Annotated in this window: 24 protein-coding genes and 1 pseudogene; 6 read left to right on the top strand and 19 right to left on the bottom strand. The window is 66.2% G+C overall.

Features of this window, described 5'->3' with window-relative positions; all coding sequences use genetic code 11:
• Positions 1-47: 47 nt before the first annotated feature.
• A complete protein-coding gene (locus AC5Y5O_RS17410) occupies positions 48-476 on the bottom strand; it encodes an NfeD family protein (protein ID WP_096286881.1) in 429 nt (142 codons plus the stop codon).
• A 57-nt stretch (positions 477-533) separates the two neighbouring features.
• Between AC5Y5O_RS17410 and AC5Y5O_RS17405 the strand changes: the two genes are divergently transcribed.
• The gene (locus tag AC5Y5O_RS17405; protein ID WP_096286879.1) at positions 534-1,487 is read left to right on the top strand and encodes an Rv1486c family protein; all 954 of its coding nucleotides are present in this window, start codon (positions 534-536) and stop codon (positions 1,485-1,487) included.
• On the opposite strand, the gene AC5Y5O_RS17400 is transcribed toward AC5Y5O_RS17405, so the two are convergent.
• From AC5Y5O_RS17400 to fabG1, 3 genes are read right to left on the bottom strand one after another with little or no spacing between them, the layout of a single operon-like run.
• The gene (locus AC5Y5O_RS17400; RefSeq protein WP_096286877.1) at positions 1,484-2,521 is read right to left on the bottom strand and encodes a ferrochelatase; all 1,038 of its coding nucleotides are present in this window, start codon (positions 2,519-2,521) and stop codon (positions 1,484-1,486) included. The two genes, AC5Y5O_RS17405 and AC5Y5O_RS17400, sit on opposite strands and share 4 nt — an antisense overlap.
• A gap of 6 nt (positions 2,522-2,527) precedes the next feature.
• Positions 2,528-3,337 (bottom strand): NADH-dependent enoyl-ACP reductase InhA, encoded by an 810-nt coding sequence (gene inhA, locus AC5Y5O_RS17395; protein ID WP_096286875.1) that lies wholly within the window; start codon positions 3,335-3,337, stop codon positions 2,528-2,530.
• Between the two features lie 13 nt (positions 3,338-3,350).
• The gene (gene fabG1 / locus AC5Y5O_RS17390; RefSeq protein WP_165796352.1) at positions 3,351-4,109 is read right to left on the bottom strand and encodes a 3-oxoacyl-ACP reductase FabG1; all 759 of its coding nucleotides are present in this window, start codon (positions 4,107-4,109) and stop codon (positions 3,351-3,353) included.
• 186 nt (positions 4,110-4,295) lie between these two features.
• Here fabG1 and AC5Y5O_RS17385 point away from each other — a divergent pair, with 186 nt between their 5' ends.
• Positions 4,296-5,135 carry a type IV toxin-antitoxin system AbiEi family antitoxin gene (locus AC5Y5O_RS17385; protein WP_500026059.1) on the top strand — a complete coding sequence of 280 codons (840 nt, stop codon included), beginning with the start codon at positions 4,296-4,298 and terminating at the stop codon, positions 5,133-5,135.
• 81 nt (positions 5,136-5,216) lie between these two features.
• Here the strand turns inward: AC5Y5O_RS17385 and AC5Y5O_RS17380 are convergent, their stop codons facing one another.
• From AC5Y5O_RS17380 to AC5Y5O_RS17355, 6 genes are all read right to left on the bottom strand, one after another.
• On the bottom strand, positions 5,217-6,224 hold the full coding sequence (locus AC5Y5O_RS17380; RefSeq protein WP_096286869.1) for a VWA domain-containing protein: 1,008 nt from the start codon (positions 6,222-6,224) through the stop codon (positions 5,217-5,219).
• Positions 6,221-7,183 carry a DUF58 domain-containing protein gene (locus tag AC5Y5O_RS17375; protein ID WP_500026056.1) on the bottom strand — a complete coding sequence of 321 codons (963 nt, stop codon included), beginning with the start codon at positions 7,181-7,183 and terminating at the stop codon, positions 6,221-6,223. The genes AC5Y5O_RS17380 and AC5Y5O_RS17375 overlap by 4 nt, the downstream gene beginning before the upstream one ends.
• Positions 7,180-8,313 carry a chaperone MoxR1 gene (gene moxR1 / locus AC5Y5O_RS17370; RefSeq protein WP_342928754.1) on the bottom strand — a complete coding sequence of 378 codons (1,134 nt, stop codon included), beginning with the start codon at positions 8,311-8,313 and terminating at the stop codon, positions 7,180-7,182. Before moxR1 ends, AC5Y5O_RS17375 begins: the two co-directional genes overlap by 4 nt.
• Before the next feature lie 166 nt (positions 8,314-8,479).
• On the bottom strand, positions 8,480-9,208 hold the full coding sequence (gene ripB, locus AC5Y5O_RS17365; protein WP_096286863.1) for an NlpC/P60 family peptidoglycan endopeptidase RipB: 729 nt from the start codon (positions 9,206-9,208) through the stop codon (positions 8,480-8,482).
• A 44-nt stretch (positions 9,209-9,252) separates the two neighbouring features.
• Positions 9,253-10,689 carry an NlpC/P60 family peptidoglycan endopeptidase RipA gene (gene ripA, locus AC5Y5O_RS17360; RefSeq protein ID WP_096286861.1) on the bottom strand — a complete coding sequence of 479 codons (1,437 nt, stop codon included), beginning with the start codon at positions 10,687-10,689 and terminating at the stop codon, positions 9,253-9,255.
• A 240-nt stretch (positions 10,690-10,929) separates the two neighbouring features.
• Positions 10,930-11,466, bottom strand: a complete 537-nt coding sequence (locus AC5Y5O_RS17355; RefSeq protein ID WP_341477086.1) for an Rv1476 family membrane protein — start codon at positions 11,464-11,466, stop codon at positions 10,930-10,932.
• Between the two features lie 262 nt (positions 11,467-11,728).
• Here AC5Y5O_RS17355 and acnA point away from each other — a divergent pair, with 262 nt between their 5' ends.
• Together acnA and AC5Y5O_RS17345 are read left to right on the top strand one after the other, a co-directional pair.
• Positions 11,729-14,569 (top strand): aconitate hydratase AcnA, encoded by a 2,841-nt coding sequence (gene acnA / locus AC5Y5O_RS17350; RefSeq protein ID WP_500026051.1) that lies wholly within the window; start codon positions 11,729-11,731, stop codon positions 14,567-14,569.
• A 28-nt stretch (positions 14,570-14,597) separates the two neighbouring features.
• Positions 14,598-15,182 (top strand): TetR/AcrR family transcriptional regulator, encoded by a 585-nt coding sequence (locus AC5Y5O_RS17345; RefSeq protein ID WP_096286859.1) that lies wholly within the window; start codon positions 14,598-14,600, stop codon positions 15,180-15,182.
• 60 nt (positions 15,183-15,242) lie between these two features.
• Here the strand turns inward: AC5Y5O_RS17345 and AC5Y5O_RS17340 are convergent, their stop codons facing one another.
• The 4 genes from AC5Y5O_RS17340 to trxA all read right to left on the bottom strand — a co-directional run bounded on the left by AC5Y5O_RS17340 (position 15,243) and on the right by trxA (position 18,403).
• The gene (locus tag AC5Y5O_RS17340; protein WP_096286857.1) at positions 15,243-15,434 is read right to left on the bottom strand and encodes a helix-turn-helix domain-containing protein; all 192 of its coding nucleotides are present in this window, start codon (positions 15,432-15,434) and stop codon (positions 15,243-15,245) included.
• 98 nt (positions 15,435-15,532) lie between these two features.
• Entirely contained in the window at positions 15,533-17,161 is a 1,629-nt protein-coding gene (locus AC5Y5O_RS17335; RefSeq protein WP_096286855.1) for an ABC-F family ATP-binding cassette domain-containing protein, read from the bottom strand.
• Between the two features lie 21 nt (positions 17,162-17,182).
• A complete protein-coding gene (locus tag AC5Y5O_RS17330; protein ID WP_500026043.1) occupies positions 17,183-17,992 on the bottom strand; it encodes an enoyl-CoA hydratase in 810 nt (269 codons plus the stop codon).
• 60 nt (positions 17,993-18,052) lie between these two features.
• The gene (trxA, locus tag AC5Y5O_RS17325; protein WP_085221813.1) at positions 18,053-18,403 is read right to left on the bottom strand and encodes a thioredoxin; all 351 of its coding nucleotides are present in this window, start codon (positions 18,401-18,403) and stop codon (positions 18,053-18,055) included.
• Between the two features lie 278 nt (positions 18,404-18,681).
• On the opposite strand from trxA, the gene AC5Y5O_RS17320 reads away from it, so the two are divergent.
• Positions 18,682-20,511: an acyl-CoA dehydrogenase gene (locus AC5Y5O_RS17320; RefSeq protein ID WP_500026039.1), complete on the top strand. Its 1,830-nt coding sequence runs from the start codon at positions 18,682-18,684 to the stop codon at positions 20,509-20,511.
• 9 nt (positions 20,512-20,520) lie between these two features.
• On the opposite strand, the gene AC5Y5O_RS17315 is transcribed toward AC5Y5O_RS17320, so the two are convergent.
• Both AC5Y5O_RS17315 and AC5Y5O_RS17310 read right to left on the bottom strand, forming a co-directional pair.
• On the bottom strand, positions 20,521-21,492 hold the full coding sequence (locus AC5Y5O_RS17315; protein ID WP_096286849.1) for a YihY/virulence factor BrkB family protein: 972 nt from the start codon (positions 21,490-21,492) through the stop codon (positions 20,521-20,523).
• 91 nt (positions 21,493-21,583) lie between these two features.
• Positions 21,584-22,819 carry a mechanosensitive ion channel family protein gene (locus AC5Y5O_RS17310; RefSeq protein WP_500026037.1) on the bottom strand — a complete coding sequence of 412 codons (1,236 nt, stop codon included), beginning with the start codon at positions 22,817-22,819 and terminating at the stop codon, positions 21,584-21,586.
• A 193-nt stretch (positions 22,820-23,012) separates the two neighbouring features.
• Here AC5Y5O_RS17310 and AC5Y5O_RS17305 point away from each other — a divergent pair, with 193 nt between their 5' ends.
• On the top strand, positions 23,013-23,768 hold the full coding sequence (locus AC5Y5O_RS17305) for a DUF5666 domain-containing protein (protein ID WP_500026035.1): 756 nt from the start codon (positions 23,013-23,015) through the stop codon (positions 23,766-23,768).
• A gap of 7 nt (positions 23,769-23,775) precedes the next feature.
• Here AC5Y5O_RS17305 and AC5Y5O_RS17300 read toward each other — a convergent pair whose 3' ends face one another.
• From AC5Y5O_RS17300 to AC5Y5O_RS17290, 3 genes and pseudogenes are all read right to left on the bottom strand, one after another.
• Positions 23,776-24,123, bottom strand: coding sequence for a metal-sulfur cluster assembly factor (locus AC5Y5O_RS17300; RefSeq protein WP_096286845.1), 348 nt, complete (start codon positions 24,121-24,123; stop codon positions 23,776-23,778).
• A pseudogene (gene sufU / locus AC5Y5O_RS17295) lies at positions 24,104-24,575 on the bottom strand (Fe-S cluster assembly sulfur transfer protein SufU); the annotation flags it as partial. The gene AC5Y5O_RS17300 and the pseudogene sufU, both read right to left, overlap by 20 nt.
• Positions 24,576-24,584: 9 nt before the next feature.
• Positions 24,585-25,838 carry a cysteine desulfurase gene (locus AC5Y5O_RS17290; protein ID WP_096286841.1) on the bottom strand — a complete coding sequence of 418 codons (1,254 nt, stop codon included), beginning with the start codon at positions 25,836-25,838 and terminating at the stop codon, positions 24,585-24,587.
• Positions 25,839-25,840: the final 2 nt, after the last annotated feature.

Raw genomic sequence — 25,840 nt, 5'->3', positions numbered from 1 at the left:
GGAGTTCCTTTCTCTCGCAGCGTCTTCGCAGCGTCTGTGCCGACCGATCAGTGCTTGAACACCACCGCCGTCGCGCCGTCGATGTGCACGACCGTGACCGATTCGCCGGGCTCGTAGACGTCGCCGTCGTTGAACGGACGCGCCGTCCACACCTGGCCGTCAAGTTTCACCTGACCCTCGTCGCGGGCAACCCGATCGAGCACCAGCGCGCTTTTGCCCTCGAGCGCCTCGATGCCCGTCGGCAGCGACTTGGGGGTCATCCGCTGCCGCAATGCGGGCCGGACCAGCACGACAAGCAGGATTGAGACGACCAGGAACACCGCGCCGTCGGCCAGGATCGGCCAATTCGTGAACCACGCCGTGACCGCGGCGGCCAGCGCACCGCCGCCCAGCATCAACAGGAACATATCGCCCGTCAGCGCCTCGGCACCGGCAAGAGCCAGCGCGAAGATCAGCCAGCTCAGCGCGATCGCCATGCCGTCAGAATACGCGTGATCCGCCTTTGCCGGACCGAACAACTACACTGCGAGATCATGTGGTGTCCGAGTGTTTCACTGTCCGTGTGGGCTAACGCCTGGCTCGCCGGCAAGGCTGCGCCCGATGACGTATTGGACGCGTTATCCCTTTGGGCGCCAAAGCAATCCGTCACCGCGTATGATGCCGTCGCGGCCGGTCATACCGGACTGCCGTGGCCCGACGTCCACGACGCCGGGACCGTGTCGTTGTTGCAGACGCTGCGCGCCGCGGTTGGCCGGGTGACGCTGCCGGGGACCGCCGGTGCGCCGGGTCCGCTGCACGGGCGGATCAACGTGGTGCTGCCGGTTCCCGGCGACGTGCGCGGCCTGGCCCCCGGGACGCAGTTCGAGCGCGACGCCCTGGCCGCCGGTGAGGCGGTGATCATCGCGCACCCCGACGATCCGACGGCGGCGGTCGGCCTGGTCCCCGAGTTCTCCTATGCCGATCTCGACGATGCCGACGGCGACGAGCCGGATTCACCGGAGTTGTGTGCGCTGGCCTGGACGGTGTACTCGCTGCCCGGCGCGCCGGTGTTCGATCACCACGAGCTGGGCGATGCCGAATACTCGCTGCGGTCGGCGGTGCGGTCGGCCGCCGACGCGCTCGGAGCGATCGGCTTGGGATCGGCCAGCGACATCGACGATCCGCGTGGGCTCGTCGAGCAGCTACTGGAATCCACACGGCAACACCGGATTCCCGACCACGCTCCGTCGCGTGCATTGCGGGTGCTGGAGAACGCCGCACACGTCGACGCGATCATCACGGTCAGCTCCGGGCTGAGTCAGGCGTCGGATGCCGCTGCACCGGATCGCTTCGCGGCTCGCGTGGCGTCCGGGCTGGAGCCGGTGGGCACCCAATCGTCGTCGGAGGCGCGGATCGCGGGCGACGCGCTGCGACCGCTCAACGCGGTGGTGCGTTCGGCCCGGATGGCCGCGGTGAACGCGATCATGCAGTCGGCCTGGGCCGACTAACCGCCTTCTCGCGCAACGCAATGCGGCGGGCGGCATGCCGCGCCGTTGACGCTGCCCAGGCAGCCCGCCACCGGATCGGGGCCGGTCACCCGCTCCGGGCCACGGCCGTACCGCAGTTCGTCGATCAGGTCGGCGGCGAGTTGCGCGAAACGCGGGTGGGCGTTCGGCGTCGAGGCCCGCACCAGCGCCACACCGGCCGCCTCGGCCTGGGCCGCCAGCTCGTAATCGAGATCCCACACCACCTCGATGTGGTCGGCCACGAAACCGATCGGGCAGATGATGACGGACTGGGTGCCCGCCGCGGCCAGCGCCGTGAGGTGGTCGGCGACATCGGGTTCCAGCCATGGCACCTGCGGTGGTCCCGAGCGCGACTGCCAGGCGAGGTCGTACTCGGTGTATCCGGCAGCCGCCGCGACAAGACTTGCGGCGTAAGCGACTTGGCGGCTGTACAGTCGCGGGCCGAGGCGCTCGTCGGCGGCCACCGGAACCGAATGCGCGGTGAACAGCAGACGCGCGCCGGCCTGTTGCTCCGGAGTCAGGGCACCGGAGGCAGCGCCGATGGTATCGGCGAAGATCTGCACGAACCGCGGGTGATCGAAATAGGGCCGCAGCTTGACCAACTCGGGCGCATCGGGCCCGGCAGCCGCCCGGGCCCGGGCGATGTCTTCGCTGTATTGCGAGCAGCTGGAATACCCGCTCCACGCCGACGTGGTGAACACCACGGCGCGACGAACACCGTTGTCGCGCATAGTCTTAACTGTGTCTTCGACGTACGGCTCCCAGTTGCGGTTGCCGAAGTACACCGGCAGCTGCTGACCGCGCTGGGCCAGTTCGTATTCCAGCTGCATGACCAGCGCGCGGTTGATGGCGTTGATCGGCGACACGCCGCCGAAATGCAAATAGTGCTCGGCGACGTCGTCGAGTCGTTCCGGCGGCACGTTGCGGCCCCGGGTGACGTTCTCCAGGAACGGCCGGACCTGCTCCGGGCCCTCTGGTCCGCCGAAGGAAAGCAGCAGGACAGCGTCAAATTCCATTGCCGTCTACAGCAATTGGGTGCTGGCGCCGCCGTCGGCGTAAATGATGGTGCCGGTGGTCGCGGGCAGCCAGTCCGAAAGCAGCGCGCACACCGTCTTGGCGACCGGCGTGGGGTCCTTCATGTTCCAGCCGATTGGAGCGCGCTGGTCCCAGCCTTCCTCGAGCAGCTGCATCTGGGCGCCGGCCTCCTCGCCGAGGGCGCCACCGACGATCGCGCTCATCGCGAGCGTCCGGATCGGCCCGGCAGCAACCAGATTCGAGCGGACGCCGGACTTACCTGCCTCGCGCGCCACGAACCGGTTGACCGACTCGAGTGCACTCTTGGCGACCGTCATCCAGTTGTACGCCGGCATCGCGCGAGTTGGGTCGAAGTCCATACCGACGATGGAGCCACCCGAATTCATAATCGGCAGAACCGCTTTCGCCAGCGACGCGTACGAGTACGCCGAGATGTGGATGCCTTTGGACACGTCTTCGTATGGTGCGTCGAAGAACGGGTTGATGCCCATTCCGGTCTGCGGCATGAAGCCGATGGAGTGCACCACACCGTCGAGCTGGTTGCCCTCGCCGATCTCGGCGGTCACCCGCTCGGCCAGGGTGTCCAGATGCTTTTCGTTCTGCACGTCGAGTTCGATCAGCGGCGCCTTCTCGGGCAGCCGGTCGGCAATGCGCTGGATGAGCCGCAATCGGTCGAACCCGGTCAGCACCAGCTGCGCGCCCGCCTCCTGCGCCACCTTGGCGATGTGAAAGGCGATCGACGAGTCGGTGATGATCCCCGTGACGAGGATCCGCTTGCCTTCGAGTAGTTTTGTCATGTCAATCCTCTGCTTAGTGGCCCATGCCCATGCCGCCGTCAACCGGGATCACCGCACCGGCGATGTAGCTCGCATCCTCAGACGCCAGGAAGCTGACCGCCCCGGCGACCTCCTCGGCGGTGCCGACCCGCTTGGCCGGAATGAATTCCAAGGCGCCCTCTTGGATCCGCTCGTCGAGCGCGCGCGTCATCTCGGTGTCGATATAGCCGGGGGCCACCACGTTCGCGGTGACGCCGGCCTTGGACAGCTCCCGGGAGATCGAGCGGGCCATGCCGATCAGACCGGCCTTGGCGGCAGCGTAGTTGGCCTGGTTGCCGATGCCCCAGCTGCCGGACACCGAACCGATGAAGATGATGCGGCCGAATCGCTTGCGCTGCATGCTGCGCGAGGCGCGCTGAGCGACCCGGAACGCGCCAGTGAGGTTGGCGTTGATGACCTCCTCGAACCGCTCCTCGGTCATCCGGATGAGAAATGCATCCTTGGAGATGCCGGCGTTGGACACCAGTACCTCGACCGGACCCTGGTGCTCCTCGACCTCTTTGAAGGCGCGGTCGACAGCTTCGCTGTCGGTGACATCGCACACGACGCCGAACAACCCCTCGGGTGCCCCGGAGCCGCGGTGTGTGACGGCCACCTTGTGGCCGTCGGCGGCCAGCCGCTGGGCGATTGCCAGACCGATCCCCCGGTTTCCGCCGGTCACCAAGACCGACCGGGATACGAATGGGGGTTTGCCGCCGGCGGTGGCGGACTCAGTGGCTTTCTCAGTCGCCATGTCAGTCACTCGGCCAACCTATCGTCTCGGTGTGGCAGAGCTCCAATCTGCCCCTTTTTGCGGCGAGGCGTCACGGCACCTCCCGGTCGCTCCGCGAGCGTAACGTCACGCAGAGAAATCTCAGCAAATGCCAGCGTGGCGTTACGCTCGTCGATTGCTGTCGGCGGTCCTAGGCACACTTCTGCCATGACAGACCCGTTCCTCGGCAGCGAAGCCCTGACTGCGCGCAGGCTGTCTCGCCATGAGCTAACGAGCCGCTACGTCGCGCTACACAAAGACGTGTACGTGCCGCGGGATACCGAGCTAACGCCCCTGCTGCGCGCGAAGGCCTGCTGGCTGCGCTCCCAACGCCGCGGCGTCCTCGCCGGCTTTTCCGCCTCCGCTCTGCATGGAGCGAAGTGGATTGATCCGGCTTTGCCCGCCGCGATCATCGACACCAACCGGCGTCCCGCCGCCGGAGTGCGAGTTTGGGAAGAGCGCATCGACGGTGATGAGATCGGCGTCATTGTCGGGATGCGCGTAACCACACCGGCGCGGACCGCACTCGATCTGGTCAGGCGGTACCCGTTGGGGATTGCCGTCGCGGCGGTCGACGCACTCGCGCAAGCGACCGATGTCAAGCCGGCCGATGTCGACCTGCTCGTCGAGCGCTATCGCGGCCGGCGGGGCTTGCGGGCCGCCAGAACGGCTCTCGAACTGGTCGACGGCGGCGCGCAGTCGCCGAAAGAAACCTGGCTGCGCTTGCTGCTGGTGAGCGCGGGATTTCCACGGCCGCAGACACAGATTGCAGTGCGCAATGAATGGGGTTGGGCCGAAGCGTATTTGGATATGGGCTGGGAGGAAATCAAAGTCGCTGTCGAGTACGACGGCGATCAACACCGGTCCAGTCGGGCCCAATACGTCAAAGACATCCGCCGTCTGGAGATGCTCGACCGGATGGGCTGGCTCGTCGTTAGGGTTGTCGCCGAAGACCATCGCGACGACATCATCCGACGCGTCAGTGCGGCCCGCGCTCGCCGAGCGTAATCACACGCAGGAAAGTCGACCCCAATACCACCGTGGCGTTACGCTCGCGAAGACAGGCGACCGACAGAAGAGACAGAGCAGCTAGGTCGGCAGCCTTCGGTTGATCAGCAACGCGGCCAGCGCCGCCAGCGCCAGCACCAGCGCACCCAATCGCAGCCAGCCCACGCTGGCGTCGCCTTTGATCGTCTCGTAGCCGATCTGCTGTTGCAGCGAGGCGTAGACCTGCTTGAGCTCCTGCAGCGTCGACGCATTGAAGGAATTGCCGCCGGAGAGCTGGGCGACCTTCTTCAGGGTCTCGTCGTCGACCGGGACCGGCTGGCGCTGGTCGTTGATCTCGACGAAGCCGTACGGGGTGCCGAACGAGATCGTCGAGATCGGCACGCCCTGGTCCTTGGCGGTCCGCGCGGCGGTGAAAGCCCCCTTGGGGTTGTCCGGGTTGGTTGGCATCGTCTCCTTGCCGTCGGAGAACAGCACGATGCGGGCCGGGGGCGGCTTGTCACCGCCGCCGATGACCGCGCCGACGGTGGCGATGGCCTGCAGCGCGGTGAAGATCCCCTCCCCGGTCGCGGTGCGGTCGGCGAACTGCAGCTTGTCCAGCGCGACCTTGGTCGCCTCGCGGTTGGTCGTCGGCGACACCAGCACCGTCGCGGTCCCCGCGTAGGCGATCAGCCCGAGGTTGATGCCCGGGGTGAGCTCGTCGGCGAACTGCTTACCGGCCTCCTGCGCGGCGGCCATCCGGTTGGGTTCGACGTCGGTGGCACGCATCGACTGCGATACGTCGATCACCAGCATCACCACCGCCCGGTTGCGCGGAATCCGGACGTCGTTCGTCGGCCCGGCCATCGCGACGGTCAACAGCACCAGCGATGCCACCAGCAGGATCGCCGGCAGGTGCCGCCACTTGGCGGGCCGCTTGGGGGCGACGCTTTCCAGCAGCTCCATGTTGGCGAACCGCAGCATGCGCCGCTGGCGGGCCAGCTGCATCAGCACATACAGCACGCCCAACCCGGCAACGACGAGCAGGAAGAGGAACCACCATGCGTGAGCGAACCCGGACAGCGACATCGCGCCCAGCAACGGCAACGTCACTGGCGCCCCGCCATAGCCCCGCGCCGGCGGGACTCCACGAAGCGGACGATGTCGGCGATCCAGTCGCGGTCGGTGCGCAGCGTCAAAACCGGTGCGTCGCAACCACGTATCGTTCGGGCCACGTCGGCACGATGCGCCGCGGCCGCCTTGGCGAAGTCGTCGCGCAGTTGCGCATCGACGGTGAATTCGCGGGTCACACCGGTCTCGGCGTCCTGCAGCACGACGTCGCCGACGTCGGGCAGTTCGATATCGCGTGGGTCGAGCACCTCGATGGCCAGCACCTCGTGGCGGGCCGCGATCGCGCGCAGCGGGCGCATCCAGTTGATCGGCCCGAGGAAGTCACTGATGATCACGGCCATCCCGCGGCGGCGTTCCGGCCGGCGCAACGCGTCGATGGCAACCGCCAGGTCGCCGCGCACACCCGTCGGCGCCTTGGGCATCGTCGCGATCGTGCGCAACAGCGTCTGCTCGTGCTGGCGCCCGGACCGGGCCGGCACCCGGACCGTCGTCGCCCCATTGGTGACGAGCGCACCGAGCCGGTTACCGCCGCCGCTGTTGAGGAACGTGATGGCGGCCGCGGCGGCCACTGCCAGATCCCGCTTCTCGCAGACGGTGGTCCCGAAGTCGAGGCTGGCCGACATGTCGACCACCATCCAGGTTTCCAGCTCGCGGTCGGCGATCATCTGCCGGACGTGCGGGTGGGTGGTGCGCGCGGTGACCGCCCAGTCCATCCGGCGGACGTCGTCGCCGGGCTGATACTCCCGCGACTCCCCCGGCTCCGAACCCGGTCCGGGGATCAGGCCGAGATGGTCGCCGTGCAGGACACCGTCGAGCTTGCGCCGTACCGTCAGCTCGAGCGTGCGCAGCGCCGCCGACAATTTCGGGTCGTCGATCTGCCCGCGCTCAAACGACGGCGGGTGCAGAGCCGCGGGCTTGGCGGCGGGGTTCGGATCGGTCACCGATTACTGGCCGCGCCCGCAGCCTGCATCACCGGCGGAACCGAATGCCCTTGCTGCGGAACGGCATTCACTTGCGGAAGGGAAACAGTCTGCAGGACCCTGTTGATGACGATCTCGGGCGAGATCTCGTCGGCCAGCGCGTCATAGGTCAGCACCAGCCGGTGGCGCAGCACGTCGGGGATGACCTCGACGACGTCTTGCGGGATCACGTAGTCGCGACCGCGGACCAACGCCAGCGAACGCGAGGCCGCGATGATGCCCAGCGACGCGCGCGGAGATGCGCCGAACGAGATCCAGGTCTTGACGTCGTTCATGCCGAGCTGCTCGGGGTGGCGGGTGGCGGTGACCACGCGCACCACGTAGTCGACCAGCGCGTGGTGGACGAAGTTGTTGGCCGCGATGTCCTGCAACCGCAACAGGTCGTTGGTGTCCAGGATCTGCTTGGGCTGCGGTGGCTTGACGCCCATCCGGTAGATGATCTCGCGCTCTTCCTCGGGCGAGGGGTAGCCGACGTTGATCTTGAACAGGAAGCGGTCGCGCTGCGCCTCGGGCAGCTGGTAGACGCCCTCGTGCTCGATCGGGTTCTGCGTCGCCATCACCAGGAACGGGTTGGGCAGCGGGAATCGCTTACCACCGATGGACACCTGACGCTCGGCCATGACCTCCAGCAGCGCCGACTGCACCTTGGCGGGCGCACGGTTGATCTCGTCGGCGAGCAGGAAGTTGACCACGACCGGGCCGAGCTCGGTGTCGAACTCTTCCTTGCCCTGCCGGTAGATGCGGGTACCGATGATGTCGGTGGGCACCAGGTCGGGGGTGAACTGGATACGCGCGAACGTGCCGCCGACGACCTTCGCGAACGTTTCGACGGCCAGCGTCTTGGCGACGCCGGGCACACCTTCGAGCAGCACGTGACCCTTGGACAGCAGACCGACCAGCATCCGCTCGACGAGCTGGTCCTGGCCCACGATGATGCGCTTGACCTCGAAGATGGCCCGTTCCAGGGTGTGTACTTCGGCAGCCAATCCATCGGCACCACCTGACGGCGCCGCATGGGCTCCGGGGCCAGACTGCCCGCCCGGACCCGAGTAACCACTGGCGCCCGGGGGCGGCCCACCTGCTGCTGTCATCTACATCTCTCTCTTCAGCTCAACCGACACAGCTCAATCAGACACATCTGCCATCACGACGAATGCCGCGGGTCAGCCCCGTGCCTTTGTCCAACTATTCCAGGCGCCTGGGATTCCGTCGACGCCACGGCTCGCTGACGAGCCGCGATCTGACGGCACACCTGGGTCAGTACTCGATGATCCTAGTCAGGTACGGCGTCATACCGGGCTTGCGCACGGGGCTCACGGTCACTTTCCCCGCGCTTCCGGATGCCTCCAGCATCTGGCCGTTGCCCAAGTACATGGTGACGTGCTGGCCGCCGCCCGGGCCGTAGAAGATCAGGTCGCCGCGGCGGGCCTCGCTGGGCGGGATGTGCCGGCCGGCGTTGTACTGATCACCGGAGAACCGCGGGATCAGCACCCCGACGCCGGCGAATCCGTACCGCATCAGACCGGAGCAGTCGAACCCGGTGATGTTCGCACCGTCGTCGATGCCCTTGCTCGGACCCTGCAGCGAGCCGCCACCCCACGAATAGGGCACGCCCATCTGCGATCCCATCCTTTTGATGACGTACTCGATGGCCTGGCGGCCGTTCGCCCGCGGAATCTTGGCGCCCGGGTTGGTGGGCGTCGCGGATGCGGCGGGGGCGGGATCACCCAGGATGTTGATTCCCAGACCGCCGAGGAATTGCCTGCCCAAGTCCATCGTGGTCTGGGTGGCCTGCGCGGTGGCTTGCAGCGACGCGTTTGCGACGGCGAGCGGATCGCCCGGGGCACCGGCGCTGATCGTCGCCGGCAGGGTCGGATCCCACGTTCCGGGATCGGCGTTGGCCGGGGCGGCTACAGACAACATCAGCCCGGTCACCAAAGTGGTGATCCAGGCCAAGTTGAACAGGCGAAATCGCTTGTGCCGCATAGCTCCTCGTTCGGTAGTCATCCTCGTTTGGTAGTCATCCTCGTTTAATAGTCGATGTAGCGAATCACGTAGGGGGTCATGCCGCTGGTGCGCACGGGTGCGACGCGCACCTTCAAACCGATGTCGGGGGCCTCGAGCATCTGGCCCTGACCGAGGTAGATGGTCACGTGCTGACTACCGCCGGGGCCGTAGAAGATGACGTCGCCGCGACGCATCTGGGAGGACGGGATCTTGCGGCCCAGGTTGTACTGCGAACCCGAGTAGTGCGGCAGCTTGATGCCCACCCCGGCGAACGAGTACAGGACCAGGCCCGAGCAGTCGAAGCCGGTGATCCCGGCGCCGGAGTCGATGCCTTTACTCGGGCCGGCCGCGTTGCCACCGCCCCAGGAGTAGGGCACGCCGATCTGCGACATGCCGCGACGGATCACGTATTCGGAGGCCTGTCGGCCGTAGACGCGCGGGATGCGTCCGCCGACGCCGCCCGGGTTGGCGTTGGTGATCCCGGTGTCGTCGGGCTTGAGAATGCCGATCGACTGCAGGAAGCCCTTCCCCATCTGGGCGGTGACCTGCGTCGAGGTGGCCGAGATGCCCAGCACCTGGTTGATCACCGCGACCGGGTCACCGGGCACGTTGGCACTCGGCACCATCGGAAGCGTGGGATCCCAGCCGTCCCAGTGCCGTCCGCCGGACGGGGCCTGCCCGGCCGGCGCTCCCGGATCCCAGCGGTCCCCCGTCGTCGGCGTGCCGCCGCCGGCCCCGGTAGACCAATGCGCGGACGCGAGTTGGGCCTGCTGAAGTTTGGCCTGGGCCTCGTCACGCTCAGCGGCCAGCCGGGTGATCTGCTCGCGCTGTTCTTCGAACTTGTGCTTCGAGTTGGTCAGCGCGGCCACCGCGGCGTCCTGGCTGGATTTCGCGTCGGCAGCGGCCTTTTCGGCCTTCTGCTTGGCCAGGCGCGCCGCGGACTCCTTGTTCACCTGCTCGGTGCGGGCCCGCTGCAGGTTGTCCAGCACCGTCTGGGCACTGGCCGCCAGGGTCCTCGAGGCGCTTTCGGTCGCGATGATGTCCTCGGGGCTGCGTGCGGTCAGGTAGCTGCCCGACGGACCATTCATGTAAGTGGCGGCGGCGAAAGTGTTGAAACGGCGTTGGGCGGCAGCGATTGCCGCATTGGCATCCTTGACCGACTGCTGGCTGACCTCGAGATCGTGCTCGGCCGCGGTCACGTTGTCCCGGGCGGTCTCGACGTCGACCAGGGCCTTGTTGACGGCCTCTTGCTCGCCCTGGATTTCGGCGCTCAGATCCTCCAGCCGCTGGTTGGCCTTGGCGACGTTGGCGATCAGCACGCCGAGGCTGTCGGCGTTCGGATCAGCCTGCGCCAGACCGGGTGTGGTGACCAGCATGGCCACACATAGGACCGACGGAATGACCGGACGGACCAGCCTGGCGAACGGTCGCGCAGCAGAGCCCCGGCGTGTGCGTCTCATTCGACTTAGCTCCCCTTGGGCTCAACGCGGACGGCGGCGCCAGCCCCAATTTTCTCTATTAGCGCCAAAGACAACACGAGCATCTTTTGCACCGTACGTCACAGTGGTCGGCGAAGATATGGTCGTCACAAATCGCAACCCTCTACGTGCGTTTAATGTGACCGAACGGTGACCTACGCGATTTGCCGCGCAGCGTCGTGAGTTCCGCCCGGCCGAATGGGCCGGTTCGGATGTGCGTGGTTAGACGCCCTCGGCCGACTCTTCGTTCGAAGTGGCCGCGGCGTCGACCGAGGTTGCTGACCGCCTAGCGCGCAACTGCAGGAAGCGGGCGCCGACGGCCGCGGCGAGCACGCCGACAAGCAAGAAAATAGTCAGGCCCGTCCACGGGAATTCCGGGGTTTCGAGCTCATGCAAAAAGTGCTGCGCCGAGACCACCGGATTGCCCGTCTTGGCGATGTCTTCGCCGGCCTCGAGCGTGACGCGCGGGAACTGCGTGCTGTAGGTGCCGACGAAGTTCGGGCTCAGCGTCAAGACCGTGGCGTCGTGATAGTCGGCGCCGACGACGGTGGAGATATCGCGCAGCGGCGTGTCGTTCGGCGGGTTGTGATCGAGTAACACGATTTTCAGGTTGATGCCGGCGGCATGCGCTTGATCGACAACGACGAGCAGGGCCGGCATGACGTCCGGTGGCGCGCTGACCCCGGACGCGGCGACCTGCGCTTTGATGGCCGTCATGTTGACGTCTTGCGGAATGTAGGCAGGCAGCACCGGCTGCAAAAAGAAGGTGGTCTGCGGTAGTTGCTCGAACGAACCTTGCGCGGTCACTGTGTGCCTCCTCCCGCCGAACAGCCCAGGTGCTACAGGCACCGTACGCGAACAGTAGGGAAAAGGGGTTTCAACCCGGCCCCTGGCCGACAAGACTGGAAATTGGTGTGCCGCTGTATTGCAGGACAAGCGTACTGTTAAAGTTGGCATGATCGTTCGGACGATCCGCCGACACAGCCCCGTCGACGGAAGAACTTAATCCCAGGGAGTTGATGTGACCAGCAAAGAATCTGTGAACTCGTTCGGAGCCCGCGACACCCTGAAGGTCGGCGACAAGAGTTACCAGATCTACCGTCTCGACGCCGTACCCAATACCGAGAAACTCCCCTACAGCCTGAAGGTTCTTGCCGAGAACCTGTTGCGCAACGAAGACGGCGCCAACATCACCAAGGACCACATCGAGGCGATCGCGAATTGGGATCCCAAAGCGGAGCCCAGCATTGAGATCCAATACACCCCCGCACGCGTGGTCATGCAGGACTTCACCGGCGTGCCGTGCATCGTCGACCTGGCCACGATGCGCGAGGCCATCGGCGACCTGGGCGGTAAGGCGGAGAAGGTCAACCCGCTGGCGCCGGCCGACCTGGTGATCGACCACTCGGTGATCGCAGACCTGTTCGGCACCGCCGACGCCTTCGAGCGCAACGTCGAGATCGAGTACGAACGCAACGGCGAGCGTTACCAGTTCCTGCGCTGGGGGCAGGGCGCCTTCGACGACTTCAAGGTCGTCCCGCCCGGCACCGGCATCGTGCACCAGGTCAACATCGAATACCTGGCCAGCGTTGTGATGACCCGCGCAGACGACGCGGGAGAAATAACCGCCTACCCCGACACCTGCGTGGGTACCGACTCGCACACCACGATGGTCAACGGCCTCGGCGTGCTCGGCTGGGGCGTGGGCGGCATCGAGGCCGAGGCAGCGATGTTGGGCCAGCCCGTGTCGATGCTGATCCCGCGCGTCGTCGGTTTCAAGCTGACCGGCGAGATTCAGCCGGGCGTCACCGCCACCGATGTCGTGCTCACCGTCACCGAGATGTTGCGTAAGCACGGAGTGGTCGGCAAGTTCGTCGAGTTCTACGGCAAGGGTGTTTCGGAAGTGCCGTTGGCCAACCGCGCCACGCTCGGCAACATGAGTCCCGAATTCGGTTCCACCGCAGCGATTTTCCCGATCGATGAGGAGACCATCTCCTACCTGAAGTTCACCGGCCGCACCGATGAGCAACTGGCACTGGTCGAGGCCTACGCCAAAGAGCAGGGCATGTGGCACGACCCGACGCATGAGCCGGCGTTCTCCGAGTACCTCGAGCTCGACCTGTCCACGGTGGTGCCGTCGATCGCCGGCCCCAAGCGCCCGCAGGACCGAATCCCGTTGTCGCACGCCAAGCCGACCTTCCGCGAGCAGATCCTCAGCTACGTCGACGGTGACGAGGACGGACAGCAGGGCTACTCGAAACTGGACGAGGCGGTCGAGGAGACCTTCCCGGCCAGCGATCCCGGCGCGGTGTCGAACGGACACGCCGACGACGTTGTCCAGGTGCATTCGGCCGCATCGCATTCCCAGGGCCGCCCCAGCAACCCGGTGACGGTGCGCTCCGACGAGCGTGGCGAATTCGTGCTCGACCACGGCGCGGTGGTGATCGCCGCGGTCACGTCGTGTACGAACACCTCCAACCCGGAGGTGATGCTGGGCGCAGCGCTGTTGGCCCGCAACGCGGTCGAGAAGGGTCTGACTTCCAAGCCGTGGGTGAAGACCACGATGGCGCCGGGTTCTCAGGTCGTCAACGACTACTACGACAAGGCCGGGCTGTGGCCGTACCTGGAGAAGCTCGGCTTCTATCTGGTCGGCTACGGGTGCACCACGTGCATCGGTAACTCGGGCCCGCTGCCCGAGGAGATCTCGAAAGCCATTAACGACAACGATCTTTCGGTGACCGCGGTGCTGTCGGGCAACCGGAACTTCGAAGGCCGCATCAACCCGGACGTCAAGATGAACTACCTGGCGTCGCCGCCGTTGGTGGTGGCCTACGCGCTGGCCGGGACCATGGACTTCGACTTCGAGAGTCAGCCGCTCGGGGCAGATAAAGAAGGCAACGACGTCTTCCTCAAGGACATCTGGCCGTCGCAGAAAGACGTCTCCGACACCATCGCCTCGGCGATCAACTCCGAGATGTTCACCAAGAGCTACGGCGACGTGTTCAAGGGCGACGAAAGGTGGCGCAACCTGCCCACCCCGAGCGGCAATACCTTTGAGTGGAACGCGGATTCGACCTATGTGCGCAAGCCCCCGTACTTCGAGGGCATGCCCGCCGAGCCGGAGCCGGTCGGCGACATCACCGGCGCCCGGGTGCTGGCCCTGCTGGGCGATTCGGTGACCACCGACCACATCTCCCCCGCCAGCAGCATCAAGCCGGGCACGCCGGCGGCGCAGTACCTCGACGAGCACGGCGTGGACCGCAAGGACTACAACTCCTTCGGGTCGCGGCGCGGCAACCATGAGGTGATGATCCGCGGCACGTTCGCCAACATCCGGCTGCGCAACTTGCTGCTCGACGACGTGTCCGGCGGGTATACCCGCGACTTCACCCAGGACGGTGCTCCGCAGGCCTTCATCTACGACGCGGCGCAAAACTATGCGGCACAAAATATTCCGCTGGTGGTGCTGGGCGGCAAGGAGTACGGGTCGGGCTCGTCGCGAGACTGGGCGGCCAAGGGGACACGGCTGCTGGGCGTGCGGGCGGTGATCGCCGAGTCGTTCGAGCGCATCCACCGCTCCAACCTGATCGGCATGGGCGTCATCCCGCTGCAGTTCCCCGAGGGCAAGACGGCTCAGGAGCTCGGGTTGGACGGCACCGAGATCTTCGAGATCACCGGGATCGACGCGCTCAACGACGGCAAGACGCCGAAGACGGTGCACGTCAAGGCCGTCAAGGAGTCCGGCGGGGACGACGTCGAGTTCGACGCCGTGGTGCGCATCGACACCCCGGGTGAGGCCGACTACTACCGCAACGGCGGCATCTTGCAGTACGTGCTGCGCAATATGCTGAAGTCCGGCTAGCCCCCGAGCCGACCAAAGCCCTGGCCAAATGCCAAAAGTCAGCGAGGACCATCTGGCGGCCCGGCGCCGCCAGATCCTCGACGGTGCTCGTCGTTGCTTCGCCGAACACGGGTATGACAGAGCCACGGTCCGGCGGCTGGAGCAGTCGATCGGGATGTCGCGTGGCGCGATCTTCCACCACTTCCGGGATAAGGACGCACTGTTCTTCGCGCTCGCGCACGAGGACGCCGAGCGGATGGCCGACGTCGCGTCTCGCGAAGGGCTGATCCAGGTGATGCGCGACATGCTCGCCGCACCCGAGCAGTTCGATTGGCTGGCCACCCGTTTGGAGATCGCGCGCAAGCTGCGCAACGACCCCGCGTTCAGCCGCGGTTGGTCGGAGCGCTCCGCGGAACTAGCGGCCGCCACCCACGATCGATTGCAACGGCAGAAGGAAGCACACCGGGTGCGCGATGACGTACCCGGTGACGTGTTGCAGTGCTACCTGGAACTGGTCCTGGACGGGCTGGTGGCCCGGCTGGCCTCCGGCGAAGATCCGCAGCGACTGGCCGCCGTTCTCGATCTCGTCGAGAACTCGGTGCGCCGCAACGATTCTGGGCCTCAGCAGGCCTAAGCGAACGGCACTGCGCTCCTCGCACGCAGTGCCGTTGGTCGGGGCGATGCCCTACTGGTTCTAGCGGTGCCGAGCCGTGTGGTTGGGCCCGCCGCGGCTGCGCATCGTGGTACCCGACTCGCGCAGCATGCTGTGAATCGACCCGTACGACCTGCCGGTATTGGCGACGAGCGTCCGAATGCTCGCGCCACCCTCGTAGGCGGTGCGCAACTCGTCCAACAACTCGGTGCGCATCTCTTTGGACTTTGACACTGACCCCTCCACGCTTGAAACTCAGACCCAAGCACCAAGAGTAAGAACCAGTTGTCGTATGCGTGTCGATTTCGACGAATTGGCGTGCGATGACTAGCTCAGGCGAGCTCGATCAGGTCCCGGTATTCCTCAGACCAATAGTCCTCGGTGCCGTCGGGCAGCAGGACAACGCGTTGCGGGTCCAGCGCTTCGGCCGCTCCGGGATCGTGTGTCACCAGCACCACCGCGCCTTGATAGCTGCGCAGCGCGTCGAGCACCTGTTCCCGCGACGCGGGATCCAGGTTGTTGGTCGGTTCGTCGAGCAGCAAGACGTTTGCCGTGGATGCCACCAGACCGGCCAACGCAAGTCGCGTCTTCTCACCACCGGACAGGGTGCCGGCCGGCTGCTCGAGCTGCGGGCCGCTGAACATGAACGCGCCGAGCAGGCCGCGCAGGTCCTGTTCGCCGGACTCGGGCGCGGCGTGGCGGATGTTCTCCCACACCGTCGCGTCGTTGTCGATGGTGTCGTGCTCCTGCGCGAAATAGCCCATCCGCAAACCGTGCCCAGGCTCGAGCCCTCCGGTGTCGGGCTTCTCGGTGCCGGCCAGCAGGCGTAGCAGCGTCGTCTTGCCCGCACCGTTGAGTCCCAGTACCACCACGCGCGAACCGCGGTCGATGGCCAGGTCGACGCCGGTGAAGACCTCGAGCGATCCGTAGGACTTGCTCAACCCCTTGGCCACCAGCGGGGTGCGCCCGCAGGGAGCCGGCGTCGGGAACTTGATCCGGGCGACCTTGTCGGCGACGCGTTCGTCGTCGAGGGCGGCCATCATCCGATCGGCACGACGCAACATGTTTTGTGCCGCAACGGCTTTGGTGGCCTTCGCACCCAGCTTGGCGGCCTGCGAACGCAGCGCGGTGGCTTTGCGTTCGGCGTTGGCGCGTTCCCGGCGGCGACGTTGCTCGTCGGTGGCCCGGGCGTCGAGGTACTTCTGCCAGGTCATGTTGTAGACGTCGGCCTCACCGCGCACGGCATCGAGAAACCACACCCGGTTGACGACGTCGGCGAGCAATTCGACGTTGTGGCTGATGACCACCAGGCCGCCGGTGTGGGACCGCAGGAAATCCCGCAGCCAGCCAATCGAATCCGCGTCGAGGTGGTTGGTCGGCTCGTCGAGCAGCAACGTGGTCGAGGATCCCGATCCCGCATCGGAGGCGGCGAACAGGATGCGCGCCAGCTCCACCCGGCGGCGCTGACCGCCGGACAGGGTGCGCAGCTGCTGCGTCATGACCCGTTCCGGCAGACCAAGACTCGCGCAGATCCGGCCTGCTTCGCTCTCGGCGCCGTAACCGCCCAGCGCGACGAACCGCTCCTCCAGCTGGCCGTACCGGCGAATCGCACGGTCGCGCGCCTCGTCGTCGGCGACCTCGGCCATCAACGCCTGTTGCTTCTCCAGATCGGTGAGCAGCACGTCCAGCCCGCGCGCCGACAGCACCCGGTCGCGAGCCAACACGTCGAGATCGCCCTCTTTGGGATCCTGTGGCAGGTAACCGATTTCGCCGGTGCGGACGACGGACCCGGCGTACGGTTCGCTTTCCCCGGCCAGGATGCGCAGGGTCGTGGTCTTGCCCGCGCCATTGCGCCCGACCAGCCCGATGCGGTCGCCGGGCTGGATCCGAAGGTCGGGGCCGTCGGGTGAGAGCAAGATGCGCGCACCAGCGCGGACCTCAAGGTCCGTAGCGGTGATCACGATCGCTCTCCTCTGGGCACGTTATTTCTCGTCGGTGAATACCGGGGGCCGCCGCTCTGCGCGCGCAGTAACCGCTTCTTCGAAGTTCGCGGTGAGCAGGCGGACGAAAAGCTGTCCCAAGCCTTCGGCTTGCATGTGCCCTTCCAGGCTACCGGCGTCCAGTCCACTCCACAGTGTGCGCTTGGTCAACTCGACTCCGGGCCGGGAGAATGCGGCGATCCGCGCGGCGATCGCATAGCACGTGTCCAGCAACTGGCCCTCGGGCACCTGACAGGACACCAGCCCGATACGCTCGGCCTCCTCGGCGGTCACGTCGCGGCCGGTGAGCATGATCTCGAAAGCCCGCGACGCGCCGATGGCCCTGGGCAACAGGTAGGACAAACCCAGTTCGCTCGCGGTCAGACCGTTGTTGATGCCCGCGGCCCGGAAATAGGCGTTGGTGGAGGCCACCCGGATGTCGGCGGCCAGCGACAGGCACAAACCACCGCCGATGGCCGCGCCGTTGACCGCCGCGATGACCGGCTGGTGCATCCGCCGCAGCGCCAGAATGACGTCGTCGAGCAGCTCCATGGAGCGCAGCGCATACGTCGGGCGGGTCAGCCCGTCCACGTTCGGCACCGCGCCCGCGGACTTGTGATCGGCACCCGAGGAGAATCCCCTGCCCGCCCCGGTCAGCACCACGACTCGCACGGAGTTGTCGTACGTGACCTCTTCCAGCGTGCCCTTCAGCGGGACCATGACGTCGAACGCCATCGAATTCATCCGCTCGGGCCGGTTGAGAGTGATCAAGGCCACGCCGGGCCGCGGGTGTTCAACGAGTACCAAACTCACCGGTGAACGGTATCGCGGACGTTGCTAGAGACCTATTCGGCGGCTTGGATCAAGGTTGGATCAAGCTTGATCGGCCTGAGCCGCCTCGACGTCGAAGTCCCTGATTTGCTGCACCAAGTCTTCCAGCGCCGCCGGCGGCAGGGCACCCGGCTGGTTGAACAGCAGTTTGCCCTTCTTGAAGGCCATCAGCGTCGGAATCGACCGAATCTGAGCGGCGGCGGCGAGCTGTTGTTCGGCTTCGGTGTCCACCTTGGCGTGGACGATGTCGGGGTGCTTCTCCGACGACGCCTGGAAGGTGGGTCCGAACTGGCGGCAGGGCCCGCACCAGGAAGCCCAGAAGTCGACCAGCACGATGTCGTTGTTTTCGATGGTCGCGTTGAACTGCTCCGCAGTGAGATCCTGTGTTGTCACATTTCGCCTAACGCCGGGTACTGCTCGGATGTTCCCGCGCGAATGTCGACCATTGGCGCACCCCCATCCTGCTCCGGCCAGCGGCGATTGGCCAGCGCGACGGCACCTACCGCAGCGCCGGAACAGTGACGCGGGTCGATCTTCCCAATGAACAGTTGGGTTTTCGTTTGCGGGCGACGACGGTGAGTGCTGCGAGGTTACGGTTGCGGAGGTTTTCCCCGCTCGGACAGACTTAGGGCTGATGATCCGACCCCGGATGGACCAGTTGAGGAGATGTCTTGGGCCACTACATCGCTAACGTCCGTGATCTCGAGTTCAACATCTTCGAAGTGCTCGAGGTAGACGCGATTCTCGGTGCCGGGCAGTACAGCGAACTGGACGCCGACACGGTGCGCACCATCTTGTCCGAAGCCGCTCGCCTGGCCGAGGGGCCGGTCGCCGAGACTTTCGCGTTCGCCGACCGTAACCCGCCGGTGTTCGACCCCAACGCGCACACCATCAGCGTGGCACCCGAGTTGGCCAAGACCGTGCAGGCGATCAAGGACGCCGAATGGTGGCGGCTGGGCCTGGCCGAAGACATCGGTGGCATGCCCGCGCCGCCGCCGCTGGCCTGGGCGGTCAACGAGATGATCTTCTGCGCCAACCCGTCGGCAAGCTTCTTCTGCCTGGGTCCCTTTATGGCACAAGCACTTTGGGCCGAGGGCGACGAGGAGCAGAAGCGTTGGGCGGCAGAGGGTGTCGAGCGCGGCTGGGCCGCCACGATGGTGCTCACCGAACCCGATGCGGGCTCCGATGTCGGTGCGGGACGCAGCAAGGCGATCGAGCAACCGGACGGCACCTGGCACATCGAGGGCGTCAAGCGGTTCATCTCCGGGGGTGACGTCGGAGACACCGCCGACAACGTTTTTCATCTCGTGCTGGCCCGCCCGGAAGGTGCCGGCCCCGGCACCAAGGGGCTGAGCCTGTTCTACGTGCCCAACTACCTGTTCGACCCCGACACGTTCGAACTCGGAGCGCGCAACGGGGTTTTCGTGACGGGACTCGAACACAAAATGGGCATCAAGTCGTCGCCGACCTGCGAGGTGACGTTCGGCGCCACGGATGTGCCCGCCGTGGGTTATCTGGTCGGCGGCGTGCACAACGGGATCGCGCAGATGTTCACCGTGATCGAGCACGCGCGCATGACCATCGGCGTCAAGGCCGCCGGCACGCTCTCCACGGGCTACCTCAACGCGCTGGCCTACGCCAAGGAACGGGTGCAGGGCGCCGATCTGACTCAGATGACCGATAAGACCGCGCCGCGGGTCACGATCATGCACCACCCCGATGTGCGCCGCAGCCTGATGACCCAGAAGGCTTATGCCGAAGGACTGCGGGCGCTATACATGTATGCCGCGGCGCATCAAGATGATGCGCTGGCACAACAAGTTTCGGGCGCCGACCACGAAATGGCACACCGCGTCGACGATCTGCTGCTGCCCATCGTCAAGGGCGTGAGCTCGGAGCGGGCGTACGAGGTCCTGACCGAGTCGTTGCAGACGCTGGGCGGCTCGGGCTTCCTGCAGGACTACCCGCTGGAGCAGTACATCCGCGACTCCAAGATCGACTCGCTCTACGAGGGCACCACCGCGATCCAGGCCCTGGACTTCTTCTTCCGCAAGATCGTCCGCGACCACGGCGCGGCGCTGCAGTTTGTCACCGCGCAGATCAGCAACACCATCGACACCTGCGACGAGGCGTTGAAAGCGCAAGCGCAGGCAGTGCAAACCGCCCTCGACGAGGTCACGGCGATGACGGGCGCGTTGACCGGTTACCTGATGTCCGCGACGCAGCACCCCACCGAGATTTACAAGGTGGGCCTCGGTTCGGTGCGCTATCTGCTCGCGATGGGCGACCTGCTGATCGGCTGGCGGCTGCTGGTGCAGGCCGGCGTCGCGCACGCGGCGCTGGGCGACAACCCCGCCGAGAAGGACGTGGCGTTTTATCAGGGCAAGATCGCGACGTCGGCGTTCTTCGGCAAGAACATGCTGCCGAAGCTGACCTCGCTGCGCCGCGTCATCGAATCCATCGACGACGACGTCATGCGTATTTCCGAAGACGCGTTCTGATATCCGCCGCTACGGCGTCACGGGTCGGTTGACGTCGTTGAACCTGACGATCACCCGCTCGAGCCGTTTGACGCGTTCGGCTTTCGCCCGCTTGGTGTAGATCCGGCGATCGGCCGGCGTGAGTTCGGCGTCGTCACTGAATGCGCTGAGCAACGCGCGCGGGTACAGCCGCTCGACCAGCACGACGTTCATCTCGGCGCACAGCACCAGCGTCGTCGACACCAGATACAGGAACGCCAGCAACCCCAGCACCAATGCGAAGACACTGTTGGTGGCGCTGGCCGTCTTGACCGTGTGCTGGATATAGCCGGCGCCGAACCACTGCAATATCTGCCAAATGAACGCTGCCGCAACAGCTCCCGGCAGCACCTGCCGATAGGTGAGTTCCCTTGACGTGGTCACCCTGAAGGCCACCAGGCAGATCATTGTGTTGACCGCCACGGCTGTGAGCGTGATGCCGATCTTTCCGAAGACGCCCAATTCCTGAGTCGTCTGGGCGATCCCGGACAGCACGGTCGCCGCGATCACGGCCGAACCGAGCACGAACAACAAGCCGAAGCTGCGCACGCGGGCCCGAATCGGGTTGGGACGCTTGTTCTTCGGCACGGCCCACACCGAGTCCATGGCGTTTTGCACGGCTTGGCCGACGCCCAGCCCACCGTAGAGCGCACCCAGGATCCCGACCACCACGGCGACCGTCCCCCCGCTGAGCCCTTCGGGCTGATGCAGCTGGCTGCCGATCACGGGGAACTGGCTCAGGGTGCTGTGCAGCACCTGCTCCTGCAGGTCGGGGCGACCGGCGAGCACCACACCCAACCCGGTCGTCAACAACAACAGCATCGGAAACAGCGACACGAAGCCGTAGTAGGTGATCAGCGCGGCCAGATAGCCGCCTTGGTCATCGAGATATTTGTAGATGACCGCGACGGTCACACTCACGCCGCGGTTCCGTCGCTGCAAATCATCCAGCCAGCCGAGCATCGCCGATCACTCATCCCCCCACAAACCCAACTCGACATGAGATGAGCCGGGCATACCCCAATCCGGCGCCGGTCAACCACCCCCAGCGACGTCAGTCGCCGCGCGATCGCGCGCCGGCGAAATCCCGTCCGTCGACGCGGTCGTCGTCGTCCGGACCCTCGAAGACGTGGCTGCGCTGTTCGGCGCCGGGACTACCACTGAACAGTGCGGAATCCGCCCGGGACACCGCCGCCGTCTGCGGCACGACGTCGTCGGCGCCGAGCGTGGGAGCGGGCTCGATCCGGCGCCGCGGCAACGCGCCCGGCTGGGCGTCCTGCAGCCACCGGACGATGCCCTCGCGTACGTCACACCGCAGGTCGAACAGTGCTCCGGCGTTCGGGGCGCTCACCAGCATCCGCACCCGCACATAGCCATTCACCGCGTCGGTCACCTGGAGCACGCCAACCCGGTTGTCCCACAGTTCATTCGAGCGCAACAGCCGATCCAGTTCGGCGCGCATGGCGTCCAACGACACGGCGAAATCGACGTCGAGTTCGACCGTGCCGAGCAGCGCGGTGGCGTTGCGCGTCCAGTTTTGATACGGCGTCTTGGTGAAGTAAGTGGTCGGCAACACCAGCCGCCGCTCATCCCACAGGTGCACGACGACGTAGGTGAGCGTGATCTCCTCGATACGGCCCCACTCGCTCTCCAGCACCACCACGTCGCCCACCCGAATGGCGTCGGAGAACGCGATCTGAATTCCGGCGAACATCGCCCCCAGCGAGGTCTGGGCGGCCAGCCCCGCCACCACCGACAAAACCCCGGCCGAGGCGAACAGCGTCTTGCCGACGTTGCTGAACGACGGGAAGGTCATCAGCACCGCGGCCATGCCGAGCACCACGACCAGCGCAACGACCAACCGGCGCAGCAGCGTGATCTGGGTGCGTATCTTGCGCCGATGCCGGTCGGCCTCCGCGATGTCCATGTCTCCTCCCGCGAAGCGCGCGATCGCGCGGCGCTCGGCGACGAAGACCAGGCTGGCGATCAGCCAGGTATTGGTGGCCGTCAGCGCGATCATCAGGACGTGGTCCAGGTAGCCGCGCCACAGCGCCGACGAGGCCGAGGTGTGGTGCACCGCGGTGGTCGCGGCGATCACCATCAGGATCGCGCGCAGCGGCCGTCGAGTCAGCACGTCGATGTCGTCGATGATCGCGCTGCGGCCCTTGAATCGCTGCAACACCCAGGACAACGCCATCCCGACCGCGTAGGCGATGGCCACGGCGCCGACCACCCAGGCGACGTTGAGGGCGACGTGGGTCAGGGCTGCAAGCGGAATCGCTTTCGACATCAAAAAGTGTGCTCCTGAGATTGGGGAAACGATCCAGTACGCCTTCCCCTAACACGCCGCCAAAAAACCGATACGAGAAGGTATTTGGCACTGAGATTGAAGTCACAGCCGGGCGGTGGGATTTTCACACACAGGTCCGGCACAGCTGGATCCGGTAAACGTTGGGACCAACACCACGATTGGAGAAACGTTGATGCCTGCCAGCTCTCATCAGTCTCGGCTCGCCCGGTTCGCGTTGCTCGCGGTCACCGGAGTCACCGCGGCATCCGCCGTGGCGTGTGGTTCGTCGCACCCGGCCGGCCCGTCCTCGTCGCCGGGCACCACGAGTAGCGCTTCCTCACCGGCGACGACGTCTGCCCCGCCGCCGGCCGCCGGCCAGGCCCGAGTGCGTGGCCTGATCGCATCGGTGTCGGGAAACACCGCTCAGGTCACCGGGGAAAAGGGCAATGCCGCAGTGGCTTTCACGACGTCGACCAAGGTCACCGAGGTCACCGCGGCGGCGCTGCGTGACGTCACGGCCGGAAGCTGCGTGGTCGTGCGTCCCGCGCAACGGGACTCCCAGCCCGATCAACCGCTCACCGCGGCGTCCGTGCGGGTGAGCTCCGCCGTCGACGGGAAATGCCCGTCGGGCAACGCCCCCGGCGGCTCGACAACTCCCCCGCCGGGCGCTGGGGACAAGCACCCGGCGGTGCGGGGTACCGTGGCGTCCGTCGCGGGTAACACGATCACCGTCACCGGTGCCGGTTCGCAGACCCCGGTAACGGTCACGGACCAAACGCGGTACACCAAGCAGGCCGGTGCCGACACTCAGGCCATCGCGCAAGGCAAATGCATGACCGCGCAAGGCAATCAAGACGGCAGTGGCACGCTACAAGCGACGACCATCGACCTGCGCCCCGCCCACGACGGCAAATGCCCGGGCAGAAAGCCCGCAGGCCACCGCGGTTGAGCGGCGGCTAAACGGTGAAGCCGAGGGCACGCAGCTGCTCGCGTCCGTCCTCGGTGATCTTGTCCGGACCCCACGGCGGGTTCCACACCCAGTTGATCCGCAGGTCGTTGACCAGACCGCTGCCGACCAGCGCGCTACGCGACTGGTCCTCGATCACATCGGTCAGCGGGCAGGCCGCCGACGTCAGCGTCATGTCGATGGTCGCGACCTTTCCCTCGTCGCCGTCCTCGACGTTGAGGCCGTAGACCAGCCCCAGATCGACGACGTTGATGCCGAGCTCGGGGTCGACGACATCGCGCATCGCCTCCTCGAGGTCGGCGATGAATTCCTGGTCGGGTGCGGTGGTTTCGCTCATCGTTGGTCCTCCTCGAAAGAATGGCTGGCCTGGGCCAGTGCGTCTTTGCAAGCCATCCACCCCAGCAGAGCACATTTCACCCGGGCCGGGTACTTGGCAACTCCGGCGAAGGCGATGCCGTCGCCGAGGACATCCTCGTCGCCCTCGACGGTTCCCCGCGACGAGACCATCTCGGTGAACGCGGTGATGGTCTTCAGTGCCTCCCCCACGCTCTGGCCGATCACCTGCTGGGTGAGCACCGAGGTGGCCGCCTGGCTGATCGAACAGCCTTGTCCGTCGTAGGAAACATCGGCGACGGTCTGGCCGTCGTCGGACAACGTCACCCGCAGCGTGACCTCGTCGCCGCAGATCGGGTTCACGTGATAGACCTGCGCGCCGAACGGCTCGCGCAGTCCGCGATGCTGCGGATGCTTGTAGTGATCCAGGATCACGTCCTGATACATCTGCTCCATGCGCACGGTTCACACCCCGCCGAAGAACTCTATGGCCCGGCGCACGCCGGCCACCAGCCGCTCGACCTCGTCGGCGGTGTTGTACACCGCGAACGACGCCCGCGCCGTCGCGGCGACACCGAATCGGCGGTGCAGCGGCAACGCGCAGTGGTGCCCGACCCGCACCGCGACGCCCTCGTCGTCGAGCACCTGCCCAACGTCGTGAGCGTGCACGCCGTCGACGACGAATGCGATTGGCGATCCCCGGTTTTCCATCGCGGTGGGTCCGACGATGCGCACCGCGCTGATAGCGGACAGGCCGTCGAGGGCCGCGGCGACCAGCTCGTTCTCGTGAGCTTGCACGGCGTCCATGCCGAGTTGACTCAGGTAACGCGCCGCCGCGCCCAGCCCCACCACCTGGGAAGTCATCGGAGTGCCCGCCTCGAACCGCTGCGGCGGCGCGGCATAAGTCGTGCCTTGCATCGTGACCGTCTCGATCATCGAACCACCGGTGATAAAAGGCGGCGCCGCCTCGAGCAACTCACGGCGGCCGTACAGCACACCGATCCCGTTGGGGCCCAGCATCTTATGACCGGAGAATGCCCCGAAGTCGACATCGAGTGCGCGGAAGTCGACGGGCTGATGCGGCACCGACTGGCAAGCGTCCAGTACGGTCAGCGCACCCACCCCCTTGGCCCGGGCGACCAGCTCGTCCACCGGCGCCACCGCACCGGTCACGTTCGAGTGATGGCTGAACGCAACGACTTTCACGCGCTCGTCGAGTTCCAGCGAGTCCAGGTCGATACGCCCGTCGTCGGTCACGCCGTACCACCGCAGCGTCGCCCCGGTGCGCCGGGCCAGCTCCTGCCACGGGACCAGGTTGGCGTGATGTTCGAGCTCGGTGGTGACGATGACGTCGCCTGCACCGACGGCCCACTCGAATCGCTTGTCGCCCAGCACATATGACAGTAGGTTCAGCGATTCGGTGGCGTTCTTGGTGAAGACCAGCTCTTGGGTGCCGGCGCCGACGAACGCCGCGATGTCGGCCCGGCCCTCCTCGTAAGCGTCGGTGGCCTCTTCCATCAGCTGATGCGCGCCGCGGTGCACGGCGCCGTTGGAGGTCAACAGAAATTCCCGCTCGGCGTCGAGCACCTGCAGCGGGCGTTGCGACGTCGCACCGGAATCCAGATACGCCAGCTGCTTTCCCCCGCGCATGATGCGCTTGAGGATCGGAAAATCAGCACGGATCGCCGCGACGTCCAGTGGATTCACGGAGGCCGCCATGG

Source organism: Mycobacterium sp. NGS40 (assembly GCF_059812735.1).
This window is presented reverse-complemented; position numbering and strand designations above follow the sequence as displayed.